This is a genomic window from Tardiphaga sp. 42S5, assembly GCF_034044155.1.
GTDB classification, from domain to species: Bacteria; Pseudomonadota; Alphaproteobacteria; order Rhizobiales; family Xanthobacteraceae; genus Tardiphaga; species Tardiphaga robiniae.
The window spans coordinates 153,050-173,143 of sequence record NZ_CP139027.1 but is presented as its reverse complement, the minus strand read 5'-3'; the positions used below and the strand labels follow the sequence as shown (position 1 = coordinate 173,143).

Sequence of the window (20,094 nt, the reverse complement as noted above, 5' to 3'; positions counted from 1 at the left end):
TCAGCTTTCGTAAAAAGATGAAGCGCTCTGTATCACCTCTGCCACCATGGTGGGAGAGGGCTTCGTGGCGAAGGGAGCAATGTCATGTCTCCGTCATGCGGCACCCGCTCGGTCGCGCATGATCCTGTCCGAAAACCGGTCCTAGCCCGGGCCGAATTTGAACTTGCCGTCGTCTTCGAGGAACGGGCCGCTGCGCATATAGAGCTGGCCGTTCTCGCCGATGAAGAAGAGCGTGTTCTTCGGCACTTTCTTGGCGCCCTTCAGCAAGAATTTGGCATTGTTGGTGCCCATCTTGTACGCGAAGGTCTTGCCTGACGCGTCGTAGCCATAGCCCATGTCGGGCGAGAGCACCCAAGGCGTCGGTGCCTGAGCAAGCGCAGGGCCGGCCAGGGCCGATGTCACCAGCGCCGTGGCGCATAGCATCGTAAAGGCTCGAGCGGTCATCCCAAATTCTCCGAAAAGTGTTTTTGAAAGTACATCGCGGCTGCGCGGTGGTCTTGAACAAATCACGAACGGTGACAGCCCGTCAATACGACATGCGGTCGCGACAGAGTTTGTTATTTCGCAAGCTTGGCCGGGCGACTATCTTTTGCATTCGGGCTAAGCCGGTCCACGACGAATGCGGCGATGGGGATGATTCGACAATGCGAGTGATCGTGAAAAGTCTTTTGGTTGTTGGCGCGGTGGTATTGGCGCCCGGTCTTGCTGCGGCGGATGATTTCAAGCTCAGCAACAACCAGCGTATCTCCTGCGGGCGTGGGCTTGCCGCAGGCAAGCTGAGTACGGCGACGTGCCGCTCTTATGCTTATCTCTTCAACGCCAAGACCTCGGAATATTTCCGTTGCTCGGTGTCGCTATCGATGACGCGTGATGCCAAGGAAGTCATCAACGTCCAGAGCGACGGCGCCTGCGTGAAGAAGCCGCGCGTGTTCGACACCGACTCCAGCTATTCCTTCGATGCCACGGAGACCGAGCCGCCGAACACCAATTCGTTCTTCGGCAATGGCGGCTTTGCCATGTGGGTCAGCGACAACACCCAGCGGAAGGTCCGTGGCTGCGTCACGATACCGTCGGGGCTCGGTTCGGACGTGTCGCGCTGTATCGACATGAAATTCGAGTAGGCGATCTTCTCCCCCATCCTACATACTCATCATTCTCCATCGTCATGGCCGGATGGCGCGAAGCAAGTTTCGCTGGATGTTTCGGCCATCCACGTCTTCCTTGAGGCTAAGACGTGGATACCCGGCATGCGCCGGGCATGACGACTGTGCGTGGGGCGAGCACACCGCGTCATCGCTGATTCAACTGTCAAACAGCCATGGTGCTTCAGACATGCGTCATCACCCCTGTTGTTTGCGGCGCGGGGGCGCCGTCGTGGTTTGCATTCCCGCCCCCTTGTGAGAGGGCGTGCGGAACGCCGGGTGCCCGTTGCACCCTTGGGCCTGATGCGATGCCGTAGTCGGCAATTAGTGCATCAGGACTTTCGGAGGCGCCGAGCGATTGCCCGGCGTTCCGCCTGCGGTGTTTTTTCGGTTGCTTGCGCGTTGCCATGGCGAACGATCCCATCACCAAAATTACAGTCCCAAGGCGAAGGGACAGGGTGCCTCAAGCGAGTAAGCCGGACGCGTTTTGATTTGGTCGTCCGTCACACTGTCCAGGGATCTTTCCATCCCAAGGTCGGCCGTCTCCATGCCAGTGGCAGTGCTGGCGCAGATCCGTCCTGCCCGAAGACAGACGTCACCCATGAACCGCGTGACGCCGCATCTCCGGCGTCCACCGCATCCCACCCCGCGAACGTGACGATCGCGATCGCCCCTCTCGGTGGGGCAGGACGAAGGGGAATATAAACCTGATGGGGATGTTGTCAACGGGAGATAGGAAAAAATGTTTTGCTCTTTTGCACTCGCCCCACACTGTCATTCCGGGGCGCGGCCGGCACTTGCCGGACGCGAACCCGGAATCTCGACATGGGAGTCTCCAATCGTGCCAAACACACCGGGATTCCGGGTTCGCCTTTCAGCGGCTTCGCCGCTTTCATGCGCCCCGGAATGACAGCGATGAGCAGTCGCCAGCCCGAAATGCCGAAGGGCACGCGCGGATGCGCATGCCCTTCGATCTATTCACGCTTAACGAAGCAAGACAGGCAGGCGCGTCTAACGCTCTGCCAATCCTGCTTAGCCTTTACTCTGGCTTGATGCCGGCGAACTGGGCGACCTTGCCCCACTTCTCGATTTCGGACAGCACATAGGCATCCATGTCGGCCGGCGAACCGCCGGTCGGATCGGCGCCGAGCTTGATCAGGCGCGCGGTGCCGTCGGCTGACTTGATGTATTTGTCGGTCGAGGCGTTGAGCTTGGCGATGATGTCCTTCGGCGTCTTGGCGGGTGCCGCGATGGTGAACCAGGAGGCGGCGTCGTAGCCGGGAACGCCGGCTTCGGCGATGGTCGGGATGTCCTTCATCGGCTCCCAGCGCTTGCTGGTGGAGACGGCGAGCGCGCGGATCTGGTTGCTCTCCGCGAAAGGCTGCGCCGCCGGCAGGTTGTCGATCATCACATGGACGCGGCCGCCGATCAGGTCGGTCAGTGCCGGGGCACTGCCCTTGTAGGGCACGTGGGTCAGCTTCACGCCGGTCATCGACTTGAACAGTTCGGTCGACAGATGCGCGGTCGAACCGAGGCCCGGCGTACCGTAGAAATATTCGTCCGGCTTGGCCTTGGCGAGTTCGATGAATTCCTTGACGCTCTTGGCCGGCAGCGAGTTGGTCACCGAGAACAGGTTCGGCACCTTGGCGATCACGATCACCGAGGCCAGATCCTTGACCGGATCATAGGTCATGTTCTTGAACACGAACTTGTTGATGGCGTGGGTGCCGGGCGTGCCGACCAGGAAGGTGTAGCCGTCACCTTCGGCCTTGGCGACGAAATCAGCGGCGATGTTGCCGCCGGCGCCGGCCTTGTTCTCGACGATGAACTGCTGGCCCATCTCTTCGGACATCTTCTGCGCGACGACGCGGGCCAGAATGTCGGTGGTGCCGCCTGCCGCGAACGGAACAATGAACTTCACCGGTTTGGTGGGCCACTCTGCGGCGCTGGCGCGGCGCGACAGGATCGGCAGGGTGCCGAGGGCAGCCGCGCCGCCGAGGATCACGGAGCGGCGGGACGGGAAGCGGGTCGATGATGACATCTCGAAGAGTCCTTTTGCATGTCGGACAGGCCGCGCGGCTGCGACGCGCGATCTGATTGAGGGTGTTTAAGACAATGACGGGAGGCCGGGATCAAGTGGGAACCGGCACGGCTGTGGTAGCGAACCCGAAGACGGTCCGCTCCTGCGACTCATCTGCGCAACCGGCAGGTCTTTCCAGCTTCTCCCGATCAGGCGTTTCCATGGACAACATGCATGGAAACGTACTGGGTGGATGGTACTATGCTGCACCGCAAGTTGCTACCGCAATGCAATACCATCCTTAAGCATTTGGTACTAACGCGTGATGACGTGCGTCGGAAGGTCGCGTTTCCGGCATGGTGAGGACGAACAGGATGAGGCCAATGCCCGCCGCCCAGCCCCGCGGCGCTGCAACGAGCGGCTCATTTGAAAAGCAGACCGGCGCGCCATGACGGCCGAAACCGCGGTGTTGCTTGAGAAGCGCCTGGGCATGCCCGGTGAGTTCTGGATGAACCTGCAATCGAGCTATGACCTCGCCGTGGCGCGGCAGAGGCCTTCCGAGGCAGCTTAGTGCACAGCGCGGACTAAACCTGTGACATCATAAAGAAGGCCGCGACACCGGGGTGCGCGGCCTTAAGTCTGATCTTGTGGTGGGCCGGTCTTACTTCCCGATGCCCTTTTCCTTGAAGTATTTCAGCGCGCCCGGATGGAACGGCACCGGTGAACGCTCCTGTATCTGGTTGTCGAGCGAGAAGCTCTCGGCTTCCTTGTGCACGGCGACGATGTCGGCCTTCTTCTCCACCAGCGTCTTGACGATGTTGTAGGCGTCGTCATCGCTCATCTTGTTGCCGGTGACGATGATGTTCCAGACTTCGGTATTGGCGTTGTCCTTGTCCATGCCGGGATAGATGCTCTTGGCTATGGTCGAGGGCGAATACAGCTTGCCGTATTTGGCGTTCATCTTGGCGGCGAGGTCGCTGTGGTCGATCAGCTTCATCTTCACGCCCGGCGTGGCGGCGAGATCGGTGACGGCTGCGGTCGGGACGCCACCGACCCACATGAAGGCGTCGATCTTGCGATCCTTGATGGCGTTGACGGACTCGGCGACGCCGAGGCGCTCGCGTTTCATGTCCTTGTCCTTGTCGAGGCCGGCGGCCTCGAGCACCCGGAACGCCATGACTTCGGTGGCGCTGCCCGGCGAGCCGGTGGAGACGCGCTTGCCCTTGAGGTCCGACATCTTCTCGATGCCGGTGCCCTCCACGGTCACGACATGCATGCGGTTCGGGTAGACCACCAGCAGCGTCTGCAACGGCACCTTGCCGCTCTTGAACTTGTCTTCGCCCTTGAAAGCATCGAGCGCGGCGTCGGCCATGGTGAAGCCCATCTCGCTCTGGCCCGAGGCGATCAGCTTGAGGTTATCGACCGAGCCGCCGGTGACTTCCGCGGTGGCCTGTGTGTTCGGGAGTGCCTTCGACAGCACATTGGCGATGGCGCCGCCGAGCGGATAATAGACGCCGCCGGTGCCGCCGGTGCCGATCGCCATGGTCTTCTGCTGCGCGATGGCCGCGCCCGCAAGGCCGGCCGTCGCGACCAGCGCCACGGCGATCGATGTCTTTCTGAAACGCTTGAACATGGTTCCTCTCCTCCAGTTTTCCTGTGATGTCGCGGTGACTATTTCACCGCGCCGACTTCCTTGAGATATTTCAGCGTGCCGGGGTGATAGGGCGCCGGCGATTGCGCAGGTGTTTGCGTGGCCAGATTGATGTTCTCGGCCTCCTTGTGGACCGCAACGAGATCGGCCTTGTTCTCGAAGATCGTCTTCGTGATCGCATAGGCCGTCTCATCCGACATCTTGTCGGTGGCCATGATCTGGTTCCAGGCGGCGAAGCCACGGCTGTCGGTGGTCTGGCCCGGATAGCTGCCGGCCTTGATCACGCTGGGCGCGAAGATCTGGCCGTATTTCTTCACGATCGGCTCGAGCAGATAGTCGATATCGATCAGCTTGATGGTGACGCCCGGCGTCGCCGCAAGATCCACCACCGCGGCAGTCGGCACGCCGCCGCCCCAGAAGAAGGCATCGATCTTGCGATCCTTGAGCGCGGCAGCGGATTCCGCGACCGACAACCGCTCGCGCTTGACGTCCTTGTCCTTGTCGAGGCCGGCGGCTTCGAGCAGGCGGAAGGTCTGCGCTTCCGAGGCCGAGCCCGGCGCGCCGCCGGAAATGCGTTTGCCTTTGAGATCGGCGAATTTCTCGATGCCGGTGCCGGCGATGGTCACCACATGCACCGGGCTGGAATAGACGGCGACGATGGTGCGCAGCGGCACGGGCTTCTTGAATTTGTTCTCGCCCTTTACGGCGTCGGATGCGACATCACCGGTCATGAAGCCGAGATCGGCCTGGCCGGTTTCCAGCAGCTTGATGTTGTCGACGCTGCCGCCGGTGACTTCGCCGGTGGCCTGGGTGTGCGGGAGCTTCTTCGACAGCAGGTTGGCGAGGCCGCCGCCGAGCGGATAGAAGATGCCGCCGGTCCCGCCGGTGGCAATGGCGATGGTCTTATCTTCCGCAGAAGCGCTGGTCACCGCGCAGGCGATGCCGAGCAGTGCAAGGCTGAACGCCCTGTGTCTGAAAGCTGTCCATCTCATCGCGTCACTCCCTGAAGTCGGCGGCGCCGCTTATCTGCGGCGTCCGCTGTCATGCGATGCTGTCATGCGATAACTTGACGTTATTCGTTTCTGTCGTTGGTCATGCCGGTATCGGCTGCGCCCTTGTCCTTGCCTGCCACACCAGCACGCCGAGACCGATGATGAGGCCGGGCACGAATGTGTAGCTGATGTCGCGACCGATGATCGATTCGATGATCGCCTCGATCAGGCTCGGGAACACCAGCAGTAATCCCGATAGCAGAAGCAGGCCGCGCTCCACTGGCGTATTTTGTCGCAGGCCCCAGTTCTGCGCGACGGCGGCGAGCGCGAGCAGGCCGCAGGTGGTCTTGAAGGTGATCTCCAGGATATCCACCCACGAACCGCCCTTCGGAATGTTCAGCAACAGGCCGACGCCTTGCGGGTCGCAGACGAAGACGAACGGCACCAGGAAGGCCGGCAGCGTGTATTTCCACGATTGCAGCGTGGTCTTGTAGGGATCGCCGCCGGTGATGGCAGCGGCCGCGAAGGGCGACAGTGCAGTCGGCGGCGAGACTTCCGAGAGCACCGCGTAATAGAAGATGAACATGTGTGCGGCGTAGTCGGGCACGCCGAGCTTGATCAGCGCGGGTGCTGCGATCACCGCGCAGATGATGTAGGACGCGGTCACGGGCACCGCGAGGCCGATGATCCAGACGATCAGTGCCGTGTAGATCGCCGTCAGCAACAGGCTGCCGCCCGCATAGGAAATCACGATCGACGAAAACTTGAGGCCGAGGCCGGTGAGCGTCACGACGCCGACCACGATGCCGGCGCAGGCGCAGGTCGTGGCGGCGTTGAGCGCGCCGATCGAGCCGTCGGCCAGTGCCTTCACCAGTTTCTTCGGCACCAGCGCAGTGTCCTTGCGCAGGAAACTGAGCACGAAGGTGACGCAGGTGGCGTAGAACACGGACAGCGATGGCGAGTAGCCGATGATCATGAAGACGACAACGGCGAGCAGGGAAATGAAGTGGAACCCGTAACGCTTCATCATCACGCCCAGGCTGAGCTCAGGCCTGACATTGACATTGTGGGCGCCGAACCGCTTGGCGTCGATCTCCACCATGATCAGCAGCGACAGGTAATAGAGACAGGTCGGGATGGTCGCCATCCAGATCACGTCGAGATAGCTGATCTTGAGGAATTCGGCGATCAGGAACGCGGCGGCGCCGAGCACCGGCGGCGACAGGATCGCGCCGAGACCACCCGCGGCCAGCAAGCCACCAGCAGCGTTCTTCTCGAAACCGGCCTTGGCCAGCATCGGGGCGGCGACGGTGCCGATCATCACCGTGGTGGCGACGCCGGAGCCGGAAGGACCGCCGAGCAGAAACGATGACAGCACCACGGTGCGGCCCGCGGCGTTCGACTTGTTTCCCATCAACGATAGCGAGAAATCGATGAAGAATTTGCCGGCGCCGGACATCGACAGGAAGGCGCCGTAGATCGTGAACAATATGATCAGCGTGGCCGACACGTCGACGGCGACGCCGAAGATGCCTTCCAGCGTGATGAACAGATGGCCGACGAGGCGCGGCAGATCATAACCGCGATGGGTCCACGGCGCCGGCAGATGCGGGCCGAGCATCGCATAGGCGATGAAGAACAGCGACACGACCGGCATGATCAGGCCGGTGGTGCGGCGCGTCGCTTCCAGCAGCAGCACGATGAAGACGATGCCGACGAGCACGTCCATATGGTCCGGCACGGTGGCGCGGTCGGTGAAGTCGTCGCCGCCCCACAGCGCATAGGCGATGGTGGCGATGGCGACGATGCCCGGCACGATGTCCCACCAGCGCACGCGGTTGCGGAAGCGGGCAGCCACGGGGAATAGCAGGAAGCTCAGAATCAGCGTGAAGGCGACGTGGACGTAACGCAGCTCCTGCGTCGGCACGATCGCGTAGGCGGCATAGAGATGAAACAGGCTCATCACCACGGCGATGCCGGTGGAGATCGTCCCGGCCCAGCCAAGCAGGCGATTGGTTGCGCCTTCATCGGCTTCGATGAACGCTTCAGCCTTTGCCAATGCCTCGTCGGAGACGGCAATGGTTTCATCGCTCGCTTTTGATTTCTGGTCAGCCATGTTTCTTCCCCCGGGATATTTCCCGCAGCCGGCTTTGCCGGCCTTATTCTTCTAAGTGCGGCGCATTCATGCCGTTTTACCCGGCTGGCGCAAGAGCTTACCGGTGAAACTTTCGTCGCGGCGACGGCGTTCGCTGTGGGGACGCCGTTGACCGCATGAGGGCTGCGGTTCACCTTCGCGGCCTGAATGACAGGAATAAAATGAGTATGAGGAAGCGTCTGATAGCCGCCATGACGGGTGTGGTCGTCATGTGCAGCGCAGCGGCACGCGCCGAGCCGTCGATCACGCTGCTGACCGGCAATACATCCGGGATCTATTTTCCGCTCGGCGTCTCGATCGCGATGATCTATGCGGATATTCCCGGCGCGAAAGTTCAAGTGCAGACAACCGATGGTTCGGTTGAGAACCTCTCGCGGCTGCAGCAAGGCACCGGGCAGGTCGCCTTTGCGCTTGGCGATGCGCTGAAGGACGCCTGGGCCGGCAACGCCACGGCGGGCTTCGACGGCAAGCAGGACCGATTGCGGGTGATCGGCGCGCTCTATCCAAATTACATCCAGATTGTTGCCACCAAAGAGAGCGGCATCAGGACGCTGAGCGATCTCAAGGGCCGAAGCCTCTCGGTTGGCGAGCGGAGATCGGGCACCGAACTGAATGCCCGCGCCATTCTGGGCGCGGCGGGGCTGCGCTACGAGAATCTCGGTGAGATCAGATACGTCTCCTTTGCCGAATCCACCACGATGATGATCGAGAAAAAGCTGGATGCCGCGCTGCAGTCTGCGGGTCTCGGCGTCACCTCGATCAAGGAACTCAGCGAGGCCGTCGATATCGTCATCGTGCCGGTGCCGCCCGCGATGGTCAGAAAGATCGGCGCGCCATACAAGGCGGACCGGATTCCAGCCCGAACCTATGTCAGTCAGGACAAATCCGTGCCGACGGCATCGGTGATGAACTATCTGGTGACGAGCAATGCCGTGCCGGATGAACTCGTCTATCAGATGACGAAGCGCCTGTTCGACGGCCTGGACGAGCTCGCCATCGCGCACCGCGCTGGCCACGAGGTCCGGCTGGCGAGCGCCGTGAGCAAAAGCCCGGTGCCGCTGCATCCCGGCGCGCTGCGCTACTATCGGGAGCGGGGCCTGATCAGGTAGAGTGGTCCGGCTGGCTTGCTGGGGCTTTCATGGGTCATCCGTTCCGGACATTGTTTCTGTGCGCCGCTCTTGCGGCGCCATCGCTGCCCCATGCGGCCGTCCGGGCGCAGGGGGCGGCTGAGGCCGCTGCCACCTGCACGGATGACGACACCTTGCCGCCCGAGCAGATGCTCGGCATCTGCGGCCTGGTGATCGGCTCGACGGCGGCATTGCCCGACCGCGTTCATGCCCTGATCGTGCGTACCGGGCTGCAACTCAGGCTGGAACAGGTCGACCTCGCCGTTGCGGATGGCGATCTGGCGGTTCAGCTCGATCCCCTCTCGGCTGTAGCGCTCGAAGCCCGCGGCAAGGCGCTTGCGGCCGGCAAGAAATTCGATCGTGCGCTTGATGACTTCGATCGCGCGATCAAGCTGCGGCCGAACGAGGCCCAATTATTTGCGAGCCGCGCCGCGACCTTCGCATCGATGCACGAAAATCGATTGGCCGTTCGCGATTACAATGAGGCGGTCCGGCTCGATCCGACGCGGGTGCAGGGTCTCATCGATCGCGCCGCCGCCTATGCCAAGGTCAAGCGCTTCGATCTGGTGATCGACGACCAGAGTGACATCATTCGCCTGGAGCCGACCGCGGAACATTACGATGCGCGCGGTCAGTCCTATGCGCGCAACAATGCCTATGGCCGCGCGATTGCGGATTTCGACGCGGCGATCAGGCTGGAGCCGAAGGCCAGCTATTTCGTGAATCGCGGAAATTCCTTCAGCCTCAGCGGCGCCTATGATCGCGCTATCACCGACTACACGACGGCGCTGCAGCTTCAGCCGGAGCTGGCGATGGCCTATAACAATCGCGGCGTCGCCTGGCGCGACAAGGGCGACCCTGCGCGCGCGCTGGCTGATTTCGACGCGGCCGTTCAGATCGATTCAACGCTGGATATCGCGTTGCGACATCGCAAGCAGCTTGAGAAATATCGGGTGGCGGCGCGCAGGCCGGCGATCGGATTGCATCCATCCGCCGATGCGAGCACGCGATAGACAATGACTTTTCGCAATTCATATGTTGGCAGCGTGCCGCGCGTCATCAGCGTCCTGCTCGTATTATGTTGCGTGGCTCCCGACAGGGCGTCGCCAGCGGTCAACGAGCCGGCAGCGACCGCGCCCGTCGATCCCGCGCTGTGCGTTGCGGCAGTCGCCTCAGGCGATGATGACAGGATTGTCGCGGTTTGCAGCACGCTGATCGACAACGAAAAGACCGAGCGGGCCGACCGGCTGAAAGCGTTGATTGCGCGCGCCCGCGTCTACACCCGCAAGGATGAGACCGATCGTGCCATCGCCGATTACGACGTGGCGCTGCGACTCGATCCGACGCAGGCTGTTCTGTTCAATGCGCGCGGCGAACTCTGGCGCAAGAAAGGTGATCGGCCGCGCGCAGTCCGCGATTTTGGCGCCGCGATCAAGCTCGATCCGCAACTCGACGTGGCGCGTGCCAGTTACAAGGCGCTGGCGCAGGAGATCGAGCGGATCGGCGTGGAGATGTCGGTCAAGCCACAACCAAAGGCACCCTTGAAATAGCCTGTCATCCCGTGACAATGACGCAATAATGAACCCCGGCGGTAAAGCCGGGGCGGGAGAGACGCCATGACGACCAACGCATCCAGCCGCTATCACGACGTCCACGCGCAGTCGCTGTCCGATCCGGAAGGTTTCTGGGGCGAAGCCGCGAAGGCGATCGACTGGATTGCGCCAGCGAAGAAGGTGTTCGATCCGTCCGTGGGTCTCTACGGCCGCTGGTTTGTCGGCGGCGTGCTCAACACCTGTTACAACGCGCTGGATCGCCATGTCGCCGGTGGCCGCGCCGATCAGGTCGCGCTGATCCACGACTCGCCACTGACGGGTGATGTCCGGAAATTCACCTATGCAGAGCTGCTCCATGAGGTGCAGGTGCTCGGCGCCATCCTGCAGGATCACGGCGTCGGCAAGGGCGATCGCGTCATCCTCTATATGCCGATGGTGCCTGAGGCTGTGGTCGCCATGCTCGCCTGTGCGCGCATCGGCGCGGTGCATTCGGTGGTGTTCGGTGGCTTCGCGGCGAAGGAGCTCGCGACACGCATCGACGATGCGCGGCCGAAGCTGATCCTGTCCGCGAGCTGTGGCATCGAGCCCGGCCGCATCGTGCAATACAAGCCGCTGCTGGATGAAGCGATCGCGCTCGCCAGCGCGAAGCCGGATGGCTGTATCATCCTGCAGCGCCCGCAACACGGTTGCGATCTGGTGGAGGGCCGCGATCACGATTGGGCCGAGTTACGCAGCAAGGCGATCGCGGCGAAGAAGTCCGCGGAGTGCGTGCCGGTGCTGGCGACCGATCCGCTCTATATCCTCTATACGTCCGGCACGACCGGCAAACCGAAGGGCGTGGTGCGCGACAACGGCGGCCATGCGGTCGCGCTCGCATGGTCGATGTGGAATCTCTACGGCGTGAAGCCGGGCGAAGTCTGGTGGTGCGGCTCCGATATCGGTTGGGTGGTCGGCCATAGCTATATCGTTTATGCGCCGCTGTTCCATGGTGCGACCTCGATCATGTATGAGGGCAAGCCGGTCGGCACGCCCGATGCCGGCGCGTTCTGGCGTGTCATCTCCGAACACAAGGCCGTTGCTTTCTTCACGGCGCCGACCGCCTTCCGCGCCATCCGCAAGGACGATCCGGACGGCAGTTTCATTCGCAAATATGATCTCTCGCATTTCCGCACGCTGTTCCTGGCCGGCGAGCGCGCCGATCCACCGACGGTGGACTGGGCCGAGAAGCAGCTGAAGGTGCCGGTGATCGATCACTGGTGGCAGACCGAGACCGGCTGGTGCATCGCCGGCAATCCGGTGGGCGTTGGCCAGCTCCCGGTGAAGCACGGCTCGCCGACGGTGCCGATGCCCGGCTACAAGATCGAGGTGGTCGACGAAGCCGCGAGGCCGCTGCCTGCGGGGACCATGGGCTCCATCGTGATCAAGCTGCCGATGCCGCCGGCCTGTCTGCCGACATTGTGGGAGCAGGACGCGCGTTGCAAGGAAGCTTATTTCAACGAATTTCCCGGCTACTACAAAACTTCCGATGCCGGTTATCTGGATGACGACGGCTATGTCTATGTGATGGGCCGCACCGACGACATCATCAATGTCGCCGGCCATCGCCTCTCCACCGGCGGCATGGAAGAGATTCTGGCCTCGCATCCCGACGTTGCCGAATGCGCCGTGCTGGGGATCAAGGATAGCATAAAGGGCGAGGTGCCCTGTGGCTTCCTGGTGCTGAAGGCCGGCGTTGAGCGGCCGGTTGCTGACATCGAGAAGGAAGTGGTCGCGCTGGTGCGCGACAAGCTCGGCCCCGTCGCGGCGTTCAAGCTCGCCATCGCTGTCGGCCGGCTGCCGAAGACGCGTTCGGGCAAAATCCTGCGCGGTACTATCAAGAAGATCGCGGACGGCGACACCTGGACCATGCCCGCGACCATCGAGGATCCGAAGTCGCTGGACGAAATCGGTGCGGCGCTGAAGGGCAGGGTCTAAGCAGACCTTACAAATCCCGCATTTGGCGTTAAACACGGCGTCACTCACGTGACAGGAACCATGCATGCGACTGACCTCGACCTCTCTCATCGCGCTGACGCTGACAGCAATGCTGCTCAGCGCCTGCGCGCGCCGCACCGACATTCCCATGTCGAGCCTTGGCGATGACGATGACGCGATCTGCCGCGCCAATGGGGTCGCTGTCGGCTCGCCGGAATATGCGGCCTGTCGCAAGGACCGCGACGTTCAGCGCAGCAATGCCATCAATCGTGCCGACCGCGCACAGCGCAATCTCGGCGAGTACATGCTGAACAATCCAAGCCGGCCGTAACATCCGCGGATTGATATTCCGCAAAACCGTGTCTCCCAAAGGCAACGACCGCGCGGCGTGACGCTGTGCGGTCGTTTGCTTTTGATTGAGATCAACGTGTGAGCGCCGCGGCGAGGGTCTTTCGGATTTGATCGGGTGAGATCGTTCACCCCGAACGAATCGAAAGACAGGGCGCTTCGCGATGAAGAGAATTCTGACGACCGTGTCGTTGCTGATGGCGGCAACGGCGATGACCAGGATGGGGACAACGGCAGGTGCTGCCGATCTTCCGGCCGCGGCGCCGTACACCAAGGCGCCGGTGGTCGAGGCGTGGAATCCCTGGATGATCCGTCTGCGCGTGCTCGGCGTCATTCCGGAGAATGGCGGTACGGTTCACCAGGTGCCGGGCTCCAGCCTGAAGACCTCCGATCAGGTCGTGCCTGAACTCGACATCTCGTATTTCTTCACGCCGAACCTCGCAGCCGAACTCATTCTCGGCGTGACCAAGCACCACGTCACCGGTGACGGCGCCATTGCCGGCCTCGATGTCGGCAAGGCCTGGCTGCTGCCGCCGACGCTGACCTTCCAGTATCACTTCACGCAGTTCGGCGCCTTCAAGCCCTATATCGGCGCTGGCGTGAACTACACCTGGTTCTTCAGCCAGAGTGCCAGCGGCGTGGGCGTGATCAACAGCCGTCTAAAAGACACCGCGGCGCCGGTGCTGCAGTTCGGCTTCGACTACATGATCGACAAGCATTGGGGCTGGAACGTCGACGTGAAGAAGATGTGGATGCGCCCGGATTGGGAAGGCACGCTGGCCAGCGGCGCGGCGATCACCGGTCAGGTCAAGCTCGATCCGTGGCTGGTCGGCACCGGCATCACCTACAAGTTCTGATCCTTTCGATCTCTCACTGTGTGACTGAAGGGCCGATGTCAGTCGGCCCTTCTTTTTTGCGATTTTGCCGTTCCACTGTTGCTTTCGGCGCTCCCATCCTGTTGGGTGCCCCGCTCCACACCACCGCACCATCAGGACAACATCATGGACATCAAGGTCAGGGATTCGAACGGCGCACTGCTCGCTGAAGGCGATACCGTCACGCTGATCAAGGACCTCAAGCTGAAAGGCTCGTCCACCGTGCTCAAGCGCGGCACCGTGATCAAGAACATCCATCTCACTGATAATGAAGACGAGATCGAAGGCCGCACCGACAAGGTGAAAGGCCTGGTGCTGCGCACGGAATTTCTGAAGAAGGCGTGACGGCTACGATATCACTCCCGCCCTTCCTCATGCTCTCGGAACGTCGATAGCCGTGACAGGAATGCCAGCATCAGTCCGATGCCGCAAATCGAGAACAGCATCGTGAAGATCTTGGCAATGGCCGTGGTCGGCGACAGCGTGGCGTCGCCAACGGTGGTGAGCGCCATCGCGCTGAAATAGGTGGCGTCGATCCACGGCCAGCCTTCCACGGCGTGAAAGAACACGGCGCCGCCGGTCATGGCGATGGCCAGCAGAAACAGGATCGCGCGAAATTCCGGATCGCGCAGGCCGCGGCGAAAGCCGGCCAGCAAGCGCACCAGACCAAGCCAGAGAGATGCCATCGTCGCCACTCCATGCGTTGCCGTCCATGCGCGATGTCGCAGGATTCGATGGCGTTTGGAAAGTGAAGATTATGCGTCGGGCGCGGCCATGAACCTTGCCTTACCTCTGCAGCACCAAGGAAGGCACCGCTCAGGCGGGATCCCTTACGCATAAGCGGAGTACATGATGGCGAACGAGTTCAGGTTCGAAGACTATCCCGATGCGATGACATTCAAGCCGGTGATGGACAAAGCCATAGCGGCTTTTGCCGCGGAGCAGGGCATCGAATTCTCGTCCGATTATACGGCGTTTCTGAAAGCGCATAACGGCTTCTATTTCGATCTCGACACAGCCAGCCCGCTGGCCGATGGCGTCGAGACATTCGATTCGGTGCGCTACCTGCGCGGTCTCGACACCGGCTTCGAATACAACGACCTGCGCGTGTTCCTCGCCGACGCCGATCTCTGGGACAAGGCCTTCCGTGCCTTCTGCTATCCGGTGGCGGAAAGTCACGGCGGCGATCCGATCGTCGAAATCTACAAGGGTAAGGCGAAGGGCAAGATCTACTTCGTCGATCACGAGGTCATCCCGGACATCAGCGAACTGGCTGATGCAGGCGTGAACCTGGAGAATGCCGACGACGTCCTCGCTTACATGATCGACAGACAGGGCTGCTTCATCGAAGTCGCCACGTCGTTCTCGAATTTCATCGGCAAGCTGGTGGCATATGACGATGACGGCAGCATCAATGTCAGCATCCGTCGCCCGCTGGCGTAAGCGGGCGGCGCATCACCTGAAACAAAAAAAACGCGGCGGGATGAACCGCCGCGTTTTCAATTCTGTTATTACCGCCGCGCATCTGTGCGCAGCGCAGCCGCTTATTCGTCGTCGTCCTGCTTCTTGCCGCCGCCGATGCCCTTCAGCTTGGCGAACACGGCATCGACATTGAGGTCGCCGCTGCCGCTCTCGGCGGTCTCGAGCTCGTCCTTGCGGGTGGTTTCCGACGCGGGCAGCAGGGTCGCGCCGCCGTAAGCCTGGTCGGTCGGCTTTTCCTTGGCCGCGCGCTGCACTTCGAAATCGAGTTCGATCTGCGAGCACAGGCCGAGGGTCACCGGATCCATCGGGGTCAGGGTCGAGGCATTCCAGTGGGTGCGGTCGCGGATCGAGGCGATGGTGGTCTTGGTGGTGCCGACCAGCCGCATGATCTGGCTGTCTTTCAGCTCGGCATGGTTACGCACCAGCCACAGGATCGCGCTCGGGCGCTCATGACGGCGCGACACCGGGGTGTAGCGCGGGCCCTTCTTCTTGGCGGCCGGCGGCAGGATCACCTTGCTCTCTTCGAGCTTGAGCCGATAATTCTTGTCCTTCTCGCCCTTTTCGATCTCATCGCGGGTCAGCTGCCCGTTGGAAATCGGGTCCATGCCCTTGATGCCCTGGGCGGCGTCGCCGTCGGCAATGGCGCGGATCTCGAGCGGGTGCATCTTGGTGAAATCGGCGACCTGATCGAAGGTCAGCGCCGTATTGTCGACCAGCCACACGGCCGTCGCCTTTGGCATCAGCGGGGCATTGCTCATGGCACATCTCCTTTGCGCTTCGCCCACCTCTTTGGGAGGCGAAGCCGTCTGGTCATCGGTGATGACGGGAATTAAGGCTCTATATAATCTGTCAGAGGGCAACCGCGCAATGCCCGGCAGTTCGGCCTTGACAGCGCCGCAAACCCGCCCCAAGTCCTTATTCAGACAAGCTCTTTGGCTGAATTTTGCCAATCTGACCCATCGCACCTGCCATTTTGGTGCCCAGGCCTCTGGATCGCCCCGATATGACGAGCAAACCGTCCCTGAAAATCGTTCTTTGTTCGCCGCGCGGCTTCTGTGCCGGCGTGGTCCGGGCGATCGATACGGTCGAACGCGCACTCGCGATCCATGGCGCGCCCGTCTATGTCCGGCACGAGATCGTCCATAACAAGTATGTGGTGGACAGCCTCAGGACCAAGGGCGCGATCTTCGTCGAGGAACTCGCCGAAATCCCGGACAATACCTCCGCGCCGGTAGTATTTTCCGCCCATGGCGTGCCGAAATCGGTTCCCGAGGATGCCCGTCAGCGCAATTTCTTCTCGCTGGACGCGACCTGCCCGCTGGTGACCAAGGTGCACCGCGAGGCCGCGATCCACTTCAAGCGCGGCCGTGAGATCCTGCTGATCGGGCATTCGCATCACCCGGAAGTGGTCGGCACCGTCGGCCAGCTGCCGCCTGGCGCTGTGCAGCTCATCGAGACCGCTGGAGACGCCCAGACCTTCCAGCCGAAGGATCCGAACAATCTCGCTTTCGTGACCCAGACGACGTTGTCGATCGACGACACCGCCGAGATCGTGGAAGTGCTGAAGAGCCGCTTCCCCACGATCAACGGGCCGCACAAGGAAGACATCTGCTATGCCACCACCAACCGCCAGCTTGCCGTGAAGAAGGTGGCGCCGGTGGTCGATGCGCTGATCGTTGTCGGTGCGCCGAACTCGTCGAACTCGCAGCGTCTGCGCGAAGTGGCCGAGCGCGAGGGATGTCGCGTCTCGGTGCTGGCGCAGCGCGCCAGTGATCTCGACTGGAGCATGTTCGAGGGCATCACCAGCCTCGGCATCACCGCGGGCGCCTCGGCGCCGGAAGTGATCGTCGAAGAGATCATGGATGCCTTCGCGCAGCGTTATGAGCTGCATGTGGAGACGGTGTCGGCTGCTGAAGAAAACGAATTCTTCCCGCTGCCGCGTTCGCTGCGTCCCGAGGCCGCGGCGTAACCGCGATGGCGGTCTATACCGATGTTGCCGCCGATGATCTCGCGGACTTCCTGAAGAGCTACGATGTCGGCGAATTGCTCTCCTACAAGGGCATCGCCGAAGGCGTCGAGAATTCCAACTTCCTGATGCACACCTCCAAGGGCGCGTATATCCTCACGCTCTATGAGAAGCGCGTCGAAGCGGATGACCTGCCTTACTTCCTCGGTCTGATGGCACATCTCTGCGCGCGCGGCGTGAATTGCCCGCAGCCGCAGAAGAATCGTGACGGTGCGGTCTATGCATCGCTCGCCGGCCGGCCCGCCGCGATCATCAACTTCCTCGAAGGCATGTGGCCGCGTCGTCCCAACGCGATGCATTGCGCCGGTGTCGGCGAAGCGCTGGCGAGGATGCATGTCGCCGGGCGCGATTTCCCGCTGGTGCGCAAGAACAACCTGTCGGTCGATGGCTGGCGCGGTTTGCTCGACCTCGCAGCACCGCGCGCCGATACGGTTCAGCCCGGGCTGCGCGCTTTCCTGCAGACCGAACTCGACTATCTTGCCGCGCATTGGCCGAGTGATCTGCCTGAAGGCGTGATCCATGCGGATCTGTTTCCGGACAACGTGTTCTTTCTTGGCGACAAGCTCTCCGGCCTGATCGACTTCCCGTTCGCCTGCAATGACATGCTGGCCTACGACGTGGCGATCTGCCTGAACGCCTGGTGCTTCGAGCCGGATCTGTCGTTCAATGCCACCAAGGCGCGCGCTTTCCTCAATGCCTATGAGGCGGTGCGTCCGTTGACCGGTGCCGAGCGCGCGGCGTTTCCGCTGCTGGCACGCGGCGCGTCGATCCGCTTCCTGCTGACGCGGCTGGTGGATTTTCTCAATGTGCCGGAAGGCGCCTTCGTGAAGCCGAAGGATCCGGTCGAGTATGTCCGCAAGCTGCGCTTCCACCAGTCGGTGACGTCGATGGCCGACTACGGCGTCGAAGCGGCGAGGCAGCCCGCGTGACCACTGCGACGCCTGTGACGATTTATACGGACGGCGCCTGTTCGGGAAATCCCGGCCCCGGCGGTTGGGGCGCGATCCTTCGTTTCGGCGACGCCGAGAAGGAATTGAAGGGCGGCGAGGCGCACACCACCAATAATCGCATGGAGCTGATGGCGGCGATCTCGGCACTGGAAGCGCTGAAGAAGCCGTGTTCGGTGGATCTGCACACCGATAGCCAGTATCTGCGCAACGGCATCATGAGCTGGATTCACGGCTGGAAGAAAAACGGCTGGAAGACGTCGGACAAGAAGCCGGTGAAGAATGTCGACCTGTGGCAGCGCCTCGATGCTGCGCTGAAGACCCATGACGTGCGCTGGCACTGGGTCAAGGGCCATGCCGGCCATGCCGAGAACGAACGCGCGGATCAGCTGTCGCGGGACGGGCTGGCGGAGAACCGCAGCCGGTAGTTCTTTTCTTCCCCTCTCCCCCAGCGCAGCGGAGCTGCGCGCCGCGGGAGAGGGTGGATTGAACGCACGGAGTGCGTTCAAGACGGGAGAGGGGTAGCCGCAAGCGCTGTACTTTGTGGCTACCCCTCTCCCGCCTTCGCTTCGCTAAGGCACCCTCCCCCGCAAGGGGGGAGGGGAAACAAGATCAGCTCAGAGCTGGCCGAGCAGGGTGTCGCCGCCGGAGACTTCGACCTTGCCCGGTGCCGGCTCGAGGTTGAGCTTGGTCACCTTGCCGTCTTCCACCAGCATCGAATAGCGATGCGAGCGGATGCCGAGGCCGTTGCCGGATGCGTCAAGCTCCATACCGATCGCCTTCGTGAAGTCGGCATTGCCGTCGGCGAGGAACACAGCTTCGTCGCGCAGATCGGTGTCTTTCTTCCAGGCGTTCATCACGAACACATCGTTGACGGAGATGATCGCGATGGTGTCGACGCCCTTGTCCTTGATGGCGTAGGCGTTGAGGAAGATGCTCGGCAGATGCATCTTGTGGCAGGTGCCGGTATAGGCGCCGGGCACCGCGAACAGCGCCACTTTCTTGCCCTTGAAGATGTCGTCGGTGGTCTTCACGGCCGGACCTTCGGAGGTCATGACACGGAGCTTGGACTCGGGCAGCTTGTCGCCAACTTGAATGGTCATCGTCGATCTCTCCTGAAAGTAAGGGTGAGTGTGTTTAGACCGGCTGCATGACGCGGGCAATATTGGGCGCTGCGCAAAACTTGGCCTGCTGCGCGCATCCTGGTGATGTCACCCACCGAAGCCGCCGGCATCCAGAAACGCCTGTTCCTCCGCCGTGGTGCTGCGCCCCAACACCCGGTTACGGTGCGGGAAGCGGCCGAAGCGCCGGATGATGTCGGCGTGCTCGTCGGCGAATTTCAGGTTGTCGCTCTCGCCGGTGGCGCGAAACAGCGCGCAGCAGCGCTCCTGATTGGCGATGTCTTCCGAATGCATCAGCGGCATATAGACGAACTGCTGCATCTGCTGGTCGACGCGCTGATCGACGCCGCGCGCGACGGCCCTGATCGTGAGGTCGCAAGCGAGGCGATCGCTGGAAAAGGCCCGCGCATCATTGCGGAACATGTTGCGGGGAAACTGGTCGAGCACCAGGATCAGGGCGAGCGTGCCCTCATCACTGGCCTCCCATGACGCAAGGTTGCCTGCGACGGCCTCATCCCACAGCGCGCGAAAGCGGCGGGTGATCTCGGCATCGAAATCGTCGTTCTTGGCGTACCAGCGGTCCCAGCCGGCGTCTGTCCAGAAGGCGATAATGTCGGCGGGAGTCGTGGCAGTCATGCTGAAATCCATAGGGTGAGCCATGCGAAAGCGGGCCCACCCTAT

At 62.0% G+C, this 20,094-nt stretch carries 22 protein-coding genes; 13 read left to right on the top strand and 9 right to left on the bottom strand.

Translation table 11 applies throughout. The features are described from left to right. Positions 1-141: 141 nt before the first annotated feature. Positions 142-444 carry a hypothetical protein gene (locus SFY93_RS00825; protein ID WP_176454733.1) on the bottom strand — a complete coding sequence of 101 codons (303 nt, stop codon included), beginning with the start codon at positions 442-444 and terminating at the stop codon, positions 142-144. Between the two features lie 200 nt (positions 445-644). On the opposite strand from SFY93_RS00825, the gene SFY93_RS00820 reads away from it, so the two are divergent. Beyond that, positions 645-1,121: a hypothetical protein gene (locus SFY93_RS00820; protein WP_320445715.1), complete on the top strand. Its 477-nt coding sequence runs from the start codon at positions 645-647 to the stop codon at positions 1,119-1,121. Between the two features lie 1,060 nt (positions 1,122-2,181). On the opposite strand, the gene SFY93_RS00815 is transcribed toward SFY93_RS00820, so the two are convergent. Continuing rightward, positions 2,182-3,183: a Bug family tripartite tricarboxylate transporter substrate binding protein gene (locus tag SFY93_RS00815; RefSeq protein WP_320445714.1), complete on the bottom strand. Its 1,002-nt coding sequence runs from the start codon at positions 3,181-3,183 to the stop codon at positions 2,182-2,184. 427 nt (positions 3,184-3,610) lie between these two features. Here SFY93_RS00815 and SFY93_RS00810 point away from each other — a divergent pair, with 427 nt between their 5' ends. Then, on the top strand, positions 3,611-3,733 hold the full coding sequence (locus SFY93_RS00810) for a helix-turn-helix transcriptional regulator (RefSeq protein WP_320445713.1): 123 nt from the start codon (positions 3,611-3,613) through the stop codon (positions 3,731-3,733). Positions 3,734-3,823: 90 nt separating this feature from the next. Here the strand turns inward: SFY93_RS00810 and SFY93_RS00805 are convergent, their stop codons facing one another. From SFY93_RS00805 to SFY93_RS00795, 3 genes are all read right to left on the bottom strand, one after another. Next, entirely contained in the window at positions 3,824-4,795 is a 972-nt protein-coding gene (locus SFY93_RS00805) for a TAXI family TRAP transporter solute-binding subunit (RefSeq protein ID WP_320445712.1), read from the bottom strand. A 38-nt stretch (positions 4,796-4,833) separates the two neighbouring features. Further along, entirely contained in the window at positions 4,834-5,805 is a 972-nt protein-coding gene (locus SFY93_RS00800) for a TAXI family TRAP transporter solute-binding subunit (protein ID WP_320445711.1), read from the bottom strand. A gap of 100 nt (positions 5,806-5,905) precedes the next feature. Further along, positions 5,906-7,921, bottom strand: coding sequence for a TRAP transporter permease (locus SFY93_RS00795; protein ID WP_320445710.1), 2,016 nt, complete (start codon positions 7,919-7,921; stop codon positions 5,906-5,908). A gap of 206 nt (positions 7,922-8,127) precedes the next feature. On the opposite strand from SFY93_RS00795, the gene SFY93_RS00790 reads away from it, so the two are divergent. The 7 genes from SFY93_RS00790 to SFY93_RS00760 all read left to right on the top strand — a co-directional run bounded on the left by SFY93_RS00790 (position 8,128) and on the right by SFY93_RS00760 (position 14,182). Then, positions 8,128-9,069 (top strand): TAXI family TRAP transporter solute-binding subunit, encoded by a 942-nt coding sequence (locus SFY93_RS00790; RefSeq protein ID WP_320445709.1) that lies wholly within the window; start codon positions 8,128-8,130, stop codon positions 9,067-9,069. Positions 9,070-9,098: 29 nt separating this feature from the next. Next, positions 9,099-10,100, top strand: coding sequence for a tetratricopeptide repeat protein (locus tag SFY93_RS00785; RefSeq protein WP_320445708.1), 1,002 nt, complete (start codon positions 9,099-9,101; stop codon positions 10,098-10,100). Between the two features lie 3 nt (positions 10,101-10,103). After that, a complete protein-coding gene (locus SFY93_RS00780) occupies positions 10,104-10,637 on the top strand; it encodes a tetratricopeptide repeat protein (RefSeq protein ID WP_320445707.1) in 534 nt (177 codons plus the stop codon). Positions 10,638-10,703: 66 nt separating this feature from the next. Beyond that, positions 10,704-12,614, top strand: coding sequence for a propionyl-CoA synthetase (locus SFY93_RS00775; RefSeq protein ID WP_320445706.1), 1,911 nt, complete (start codon positions 10,704-10,706; stop codon positions 12,612-12,614). A 64-nt stretch (positions 12,615-12,678) separates the two neighbouring features. Next, positions 12,679-12,945, top strand: a complete 267-nt coding sequence (locus tag SFY93_RS00770) for a hypothetical protein (protein WP_068729332.1) — start codon at positions 12,679-12,681, stop codon at positions 12,943-12,945. 181 nt (positions 12,946-13,126) lie between these two features. Beyond that, a complete protein-coding gene (locus SFY93_RS00765) occupies positions 13,127-13,819 on the top strand; it encodes an OmpW/AlkL family protein (RefSeq protein ID WP_320445705.1) in 693 nt (230 codons plus the stop codon). Between the two features lie 144 nt (positions 13,820-13,963). Next, on the top strand, positions 13,964-14,182 hold the full coding sequence (locus SFY93_RS00760) for an alkylphosphonate utilization protein (protein WP_011665834.1): 219 nt from the start codon (positions 13,964-13,966) through the stop codon (positions 14,180-14,182). Between the two features lie 11 nt (positions 14,183-14,193). Here SFY93_RS00760 and SFY93_RS00755 read toward each other — a convergent pair whose 3' ends face one another. Beyond that, positions 14,194-14,523, bottom strand: a complete 330-nt coding sequence (locus tag SFY93_RS00755) for a potassium channel family protein (protein WP_320445704.1) — start codon at positions 14,521-14,523, stop codon at positions 14,194-14,196. A 166-nt stretch (positions 14,524-14,689) separates the two neighbouring features. Between SFY93_RS00755 and SFY93_RS00750 the strand changes: the two genes are divergently transcribed. Continuing rightward, positions 14,690-15,280 (top strand): SMI1/KNR4 family protein, encoded by a 591-nt coding sequence (locus SFY93_RS00750; RefSeq protein ID WP_170849602.1) that lies wholly within the window; start codon positions 14,690-14,692, stop codon positions 15,278-15,280. A 101-nt stretch (positions 15,281-15,381) separates the two neighbouring features. On the opposite strand, the gene SFY93_RS00745 is transcribed toward SFY93_RS00750, so the two are convergent. Continuing rightward, positions 15,382-16,077 carry a DUF1013 domain-containing protein gene (locus tag SFY93_RS00745; RefSeq protein WP_093757450.1) on the bottom strand — a complete coding sequence of 232 codons (696 nt, stop codon included), beginning with the start codon at positions 16,075-16,077 and terminating at the stop codon, positions 15,382-15,384. A gap of 245 nt (positions 16,078-16,322) precedes the next feature. On the opposite strand from SFY93_RS00745, the gene ispH reads away from it, so the two are divergent. Genes ispH through rnhA form a run of 3 tightly spaced genes read left to right on the top strand, consistent with a single transcriptional unit; the run spans position 16,323 to position 18,720 of the window. Further along, positions 16,323-17,288 (top strand): 4-hydroxy-3-methylbut-2-enyl diphosphate reductase, encoded by a 966-nt coding sequence (gene ispH / locus SFY93_RS00740; RefSeq protein ID WP_315844055.1) that lies wholly within the window; start codon positions 16,323-16,325, stop codon positions 17,286-17,288. 5 nt (positions 17,289-17,293) lie between these two features. Then, a complete protein-coding gene (locus SFY93_RS00735; RefSeq protein WP_089267675.1) occupies positions 17,294-18,274 on the top strand; it encodes a homoserine kinase in 981 nt (326 codons plus the stop codon). After that, positions 18,271-18,720 carry a ribonuclease HI gene (gene rnhA / locus SFY93_RS00730; RefSeq protein WP_320445703.1) on the top strand — a complete coding sequence of 150 codons (450 nt, stop codon included), beginning with the start codon at positions 18,271-18,273 and terminating at the stop codon, positions 18,718-18,720. Before SFY93_RS00735 ends, rnhA begins: the two co-directional genes overlap by 4 nt. Positions 18,721-18,909: 189 nt before the next feature. Here the strand turns inward: rnhA and SFY93_RS00725 are convergent, their stop codons facing one another. Further along, entirely contained in the window at positions 18,910-19,395 is a 486-nt protein-coding gene (locus SFY93_RS00725; RefSeq protein ID WP_089267673.1) for a peroxiredoxin, read from the bottom strand. Positions 19,396-19,503: 108 nt separating this feature from the next. Further along, positions 19,504-20,049 carry a DUF924 family protein gene (locus SFY93_RS00720; protein WP_320445702.1) on the bottom strand — a complete coding sequence of 182 codons (546 nt, stop codon included), beginning with the start codon at positions 20,047-20,049 and terminating at the stop codon, positions 19,504-19,506. Positions 20,050-20,094: the final 45 nt, after the last annotated feature.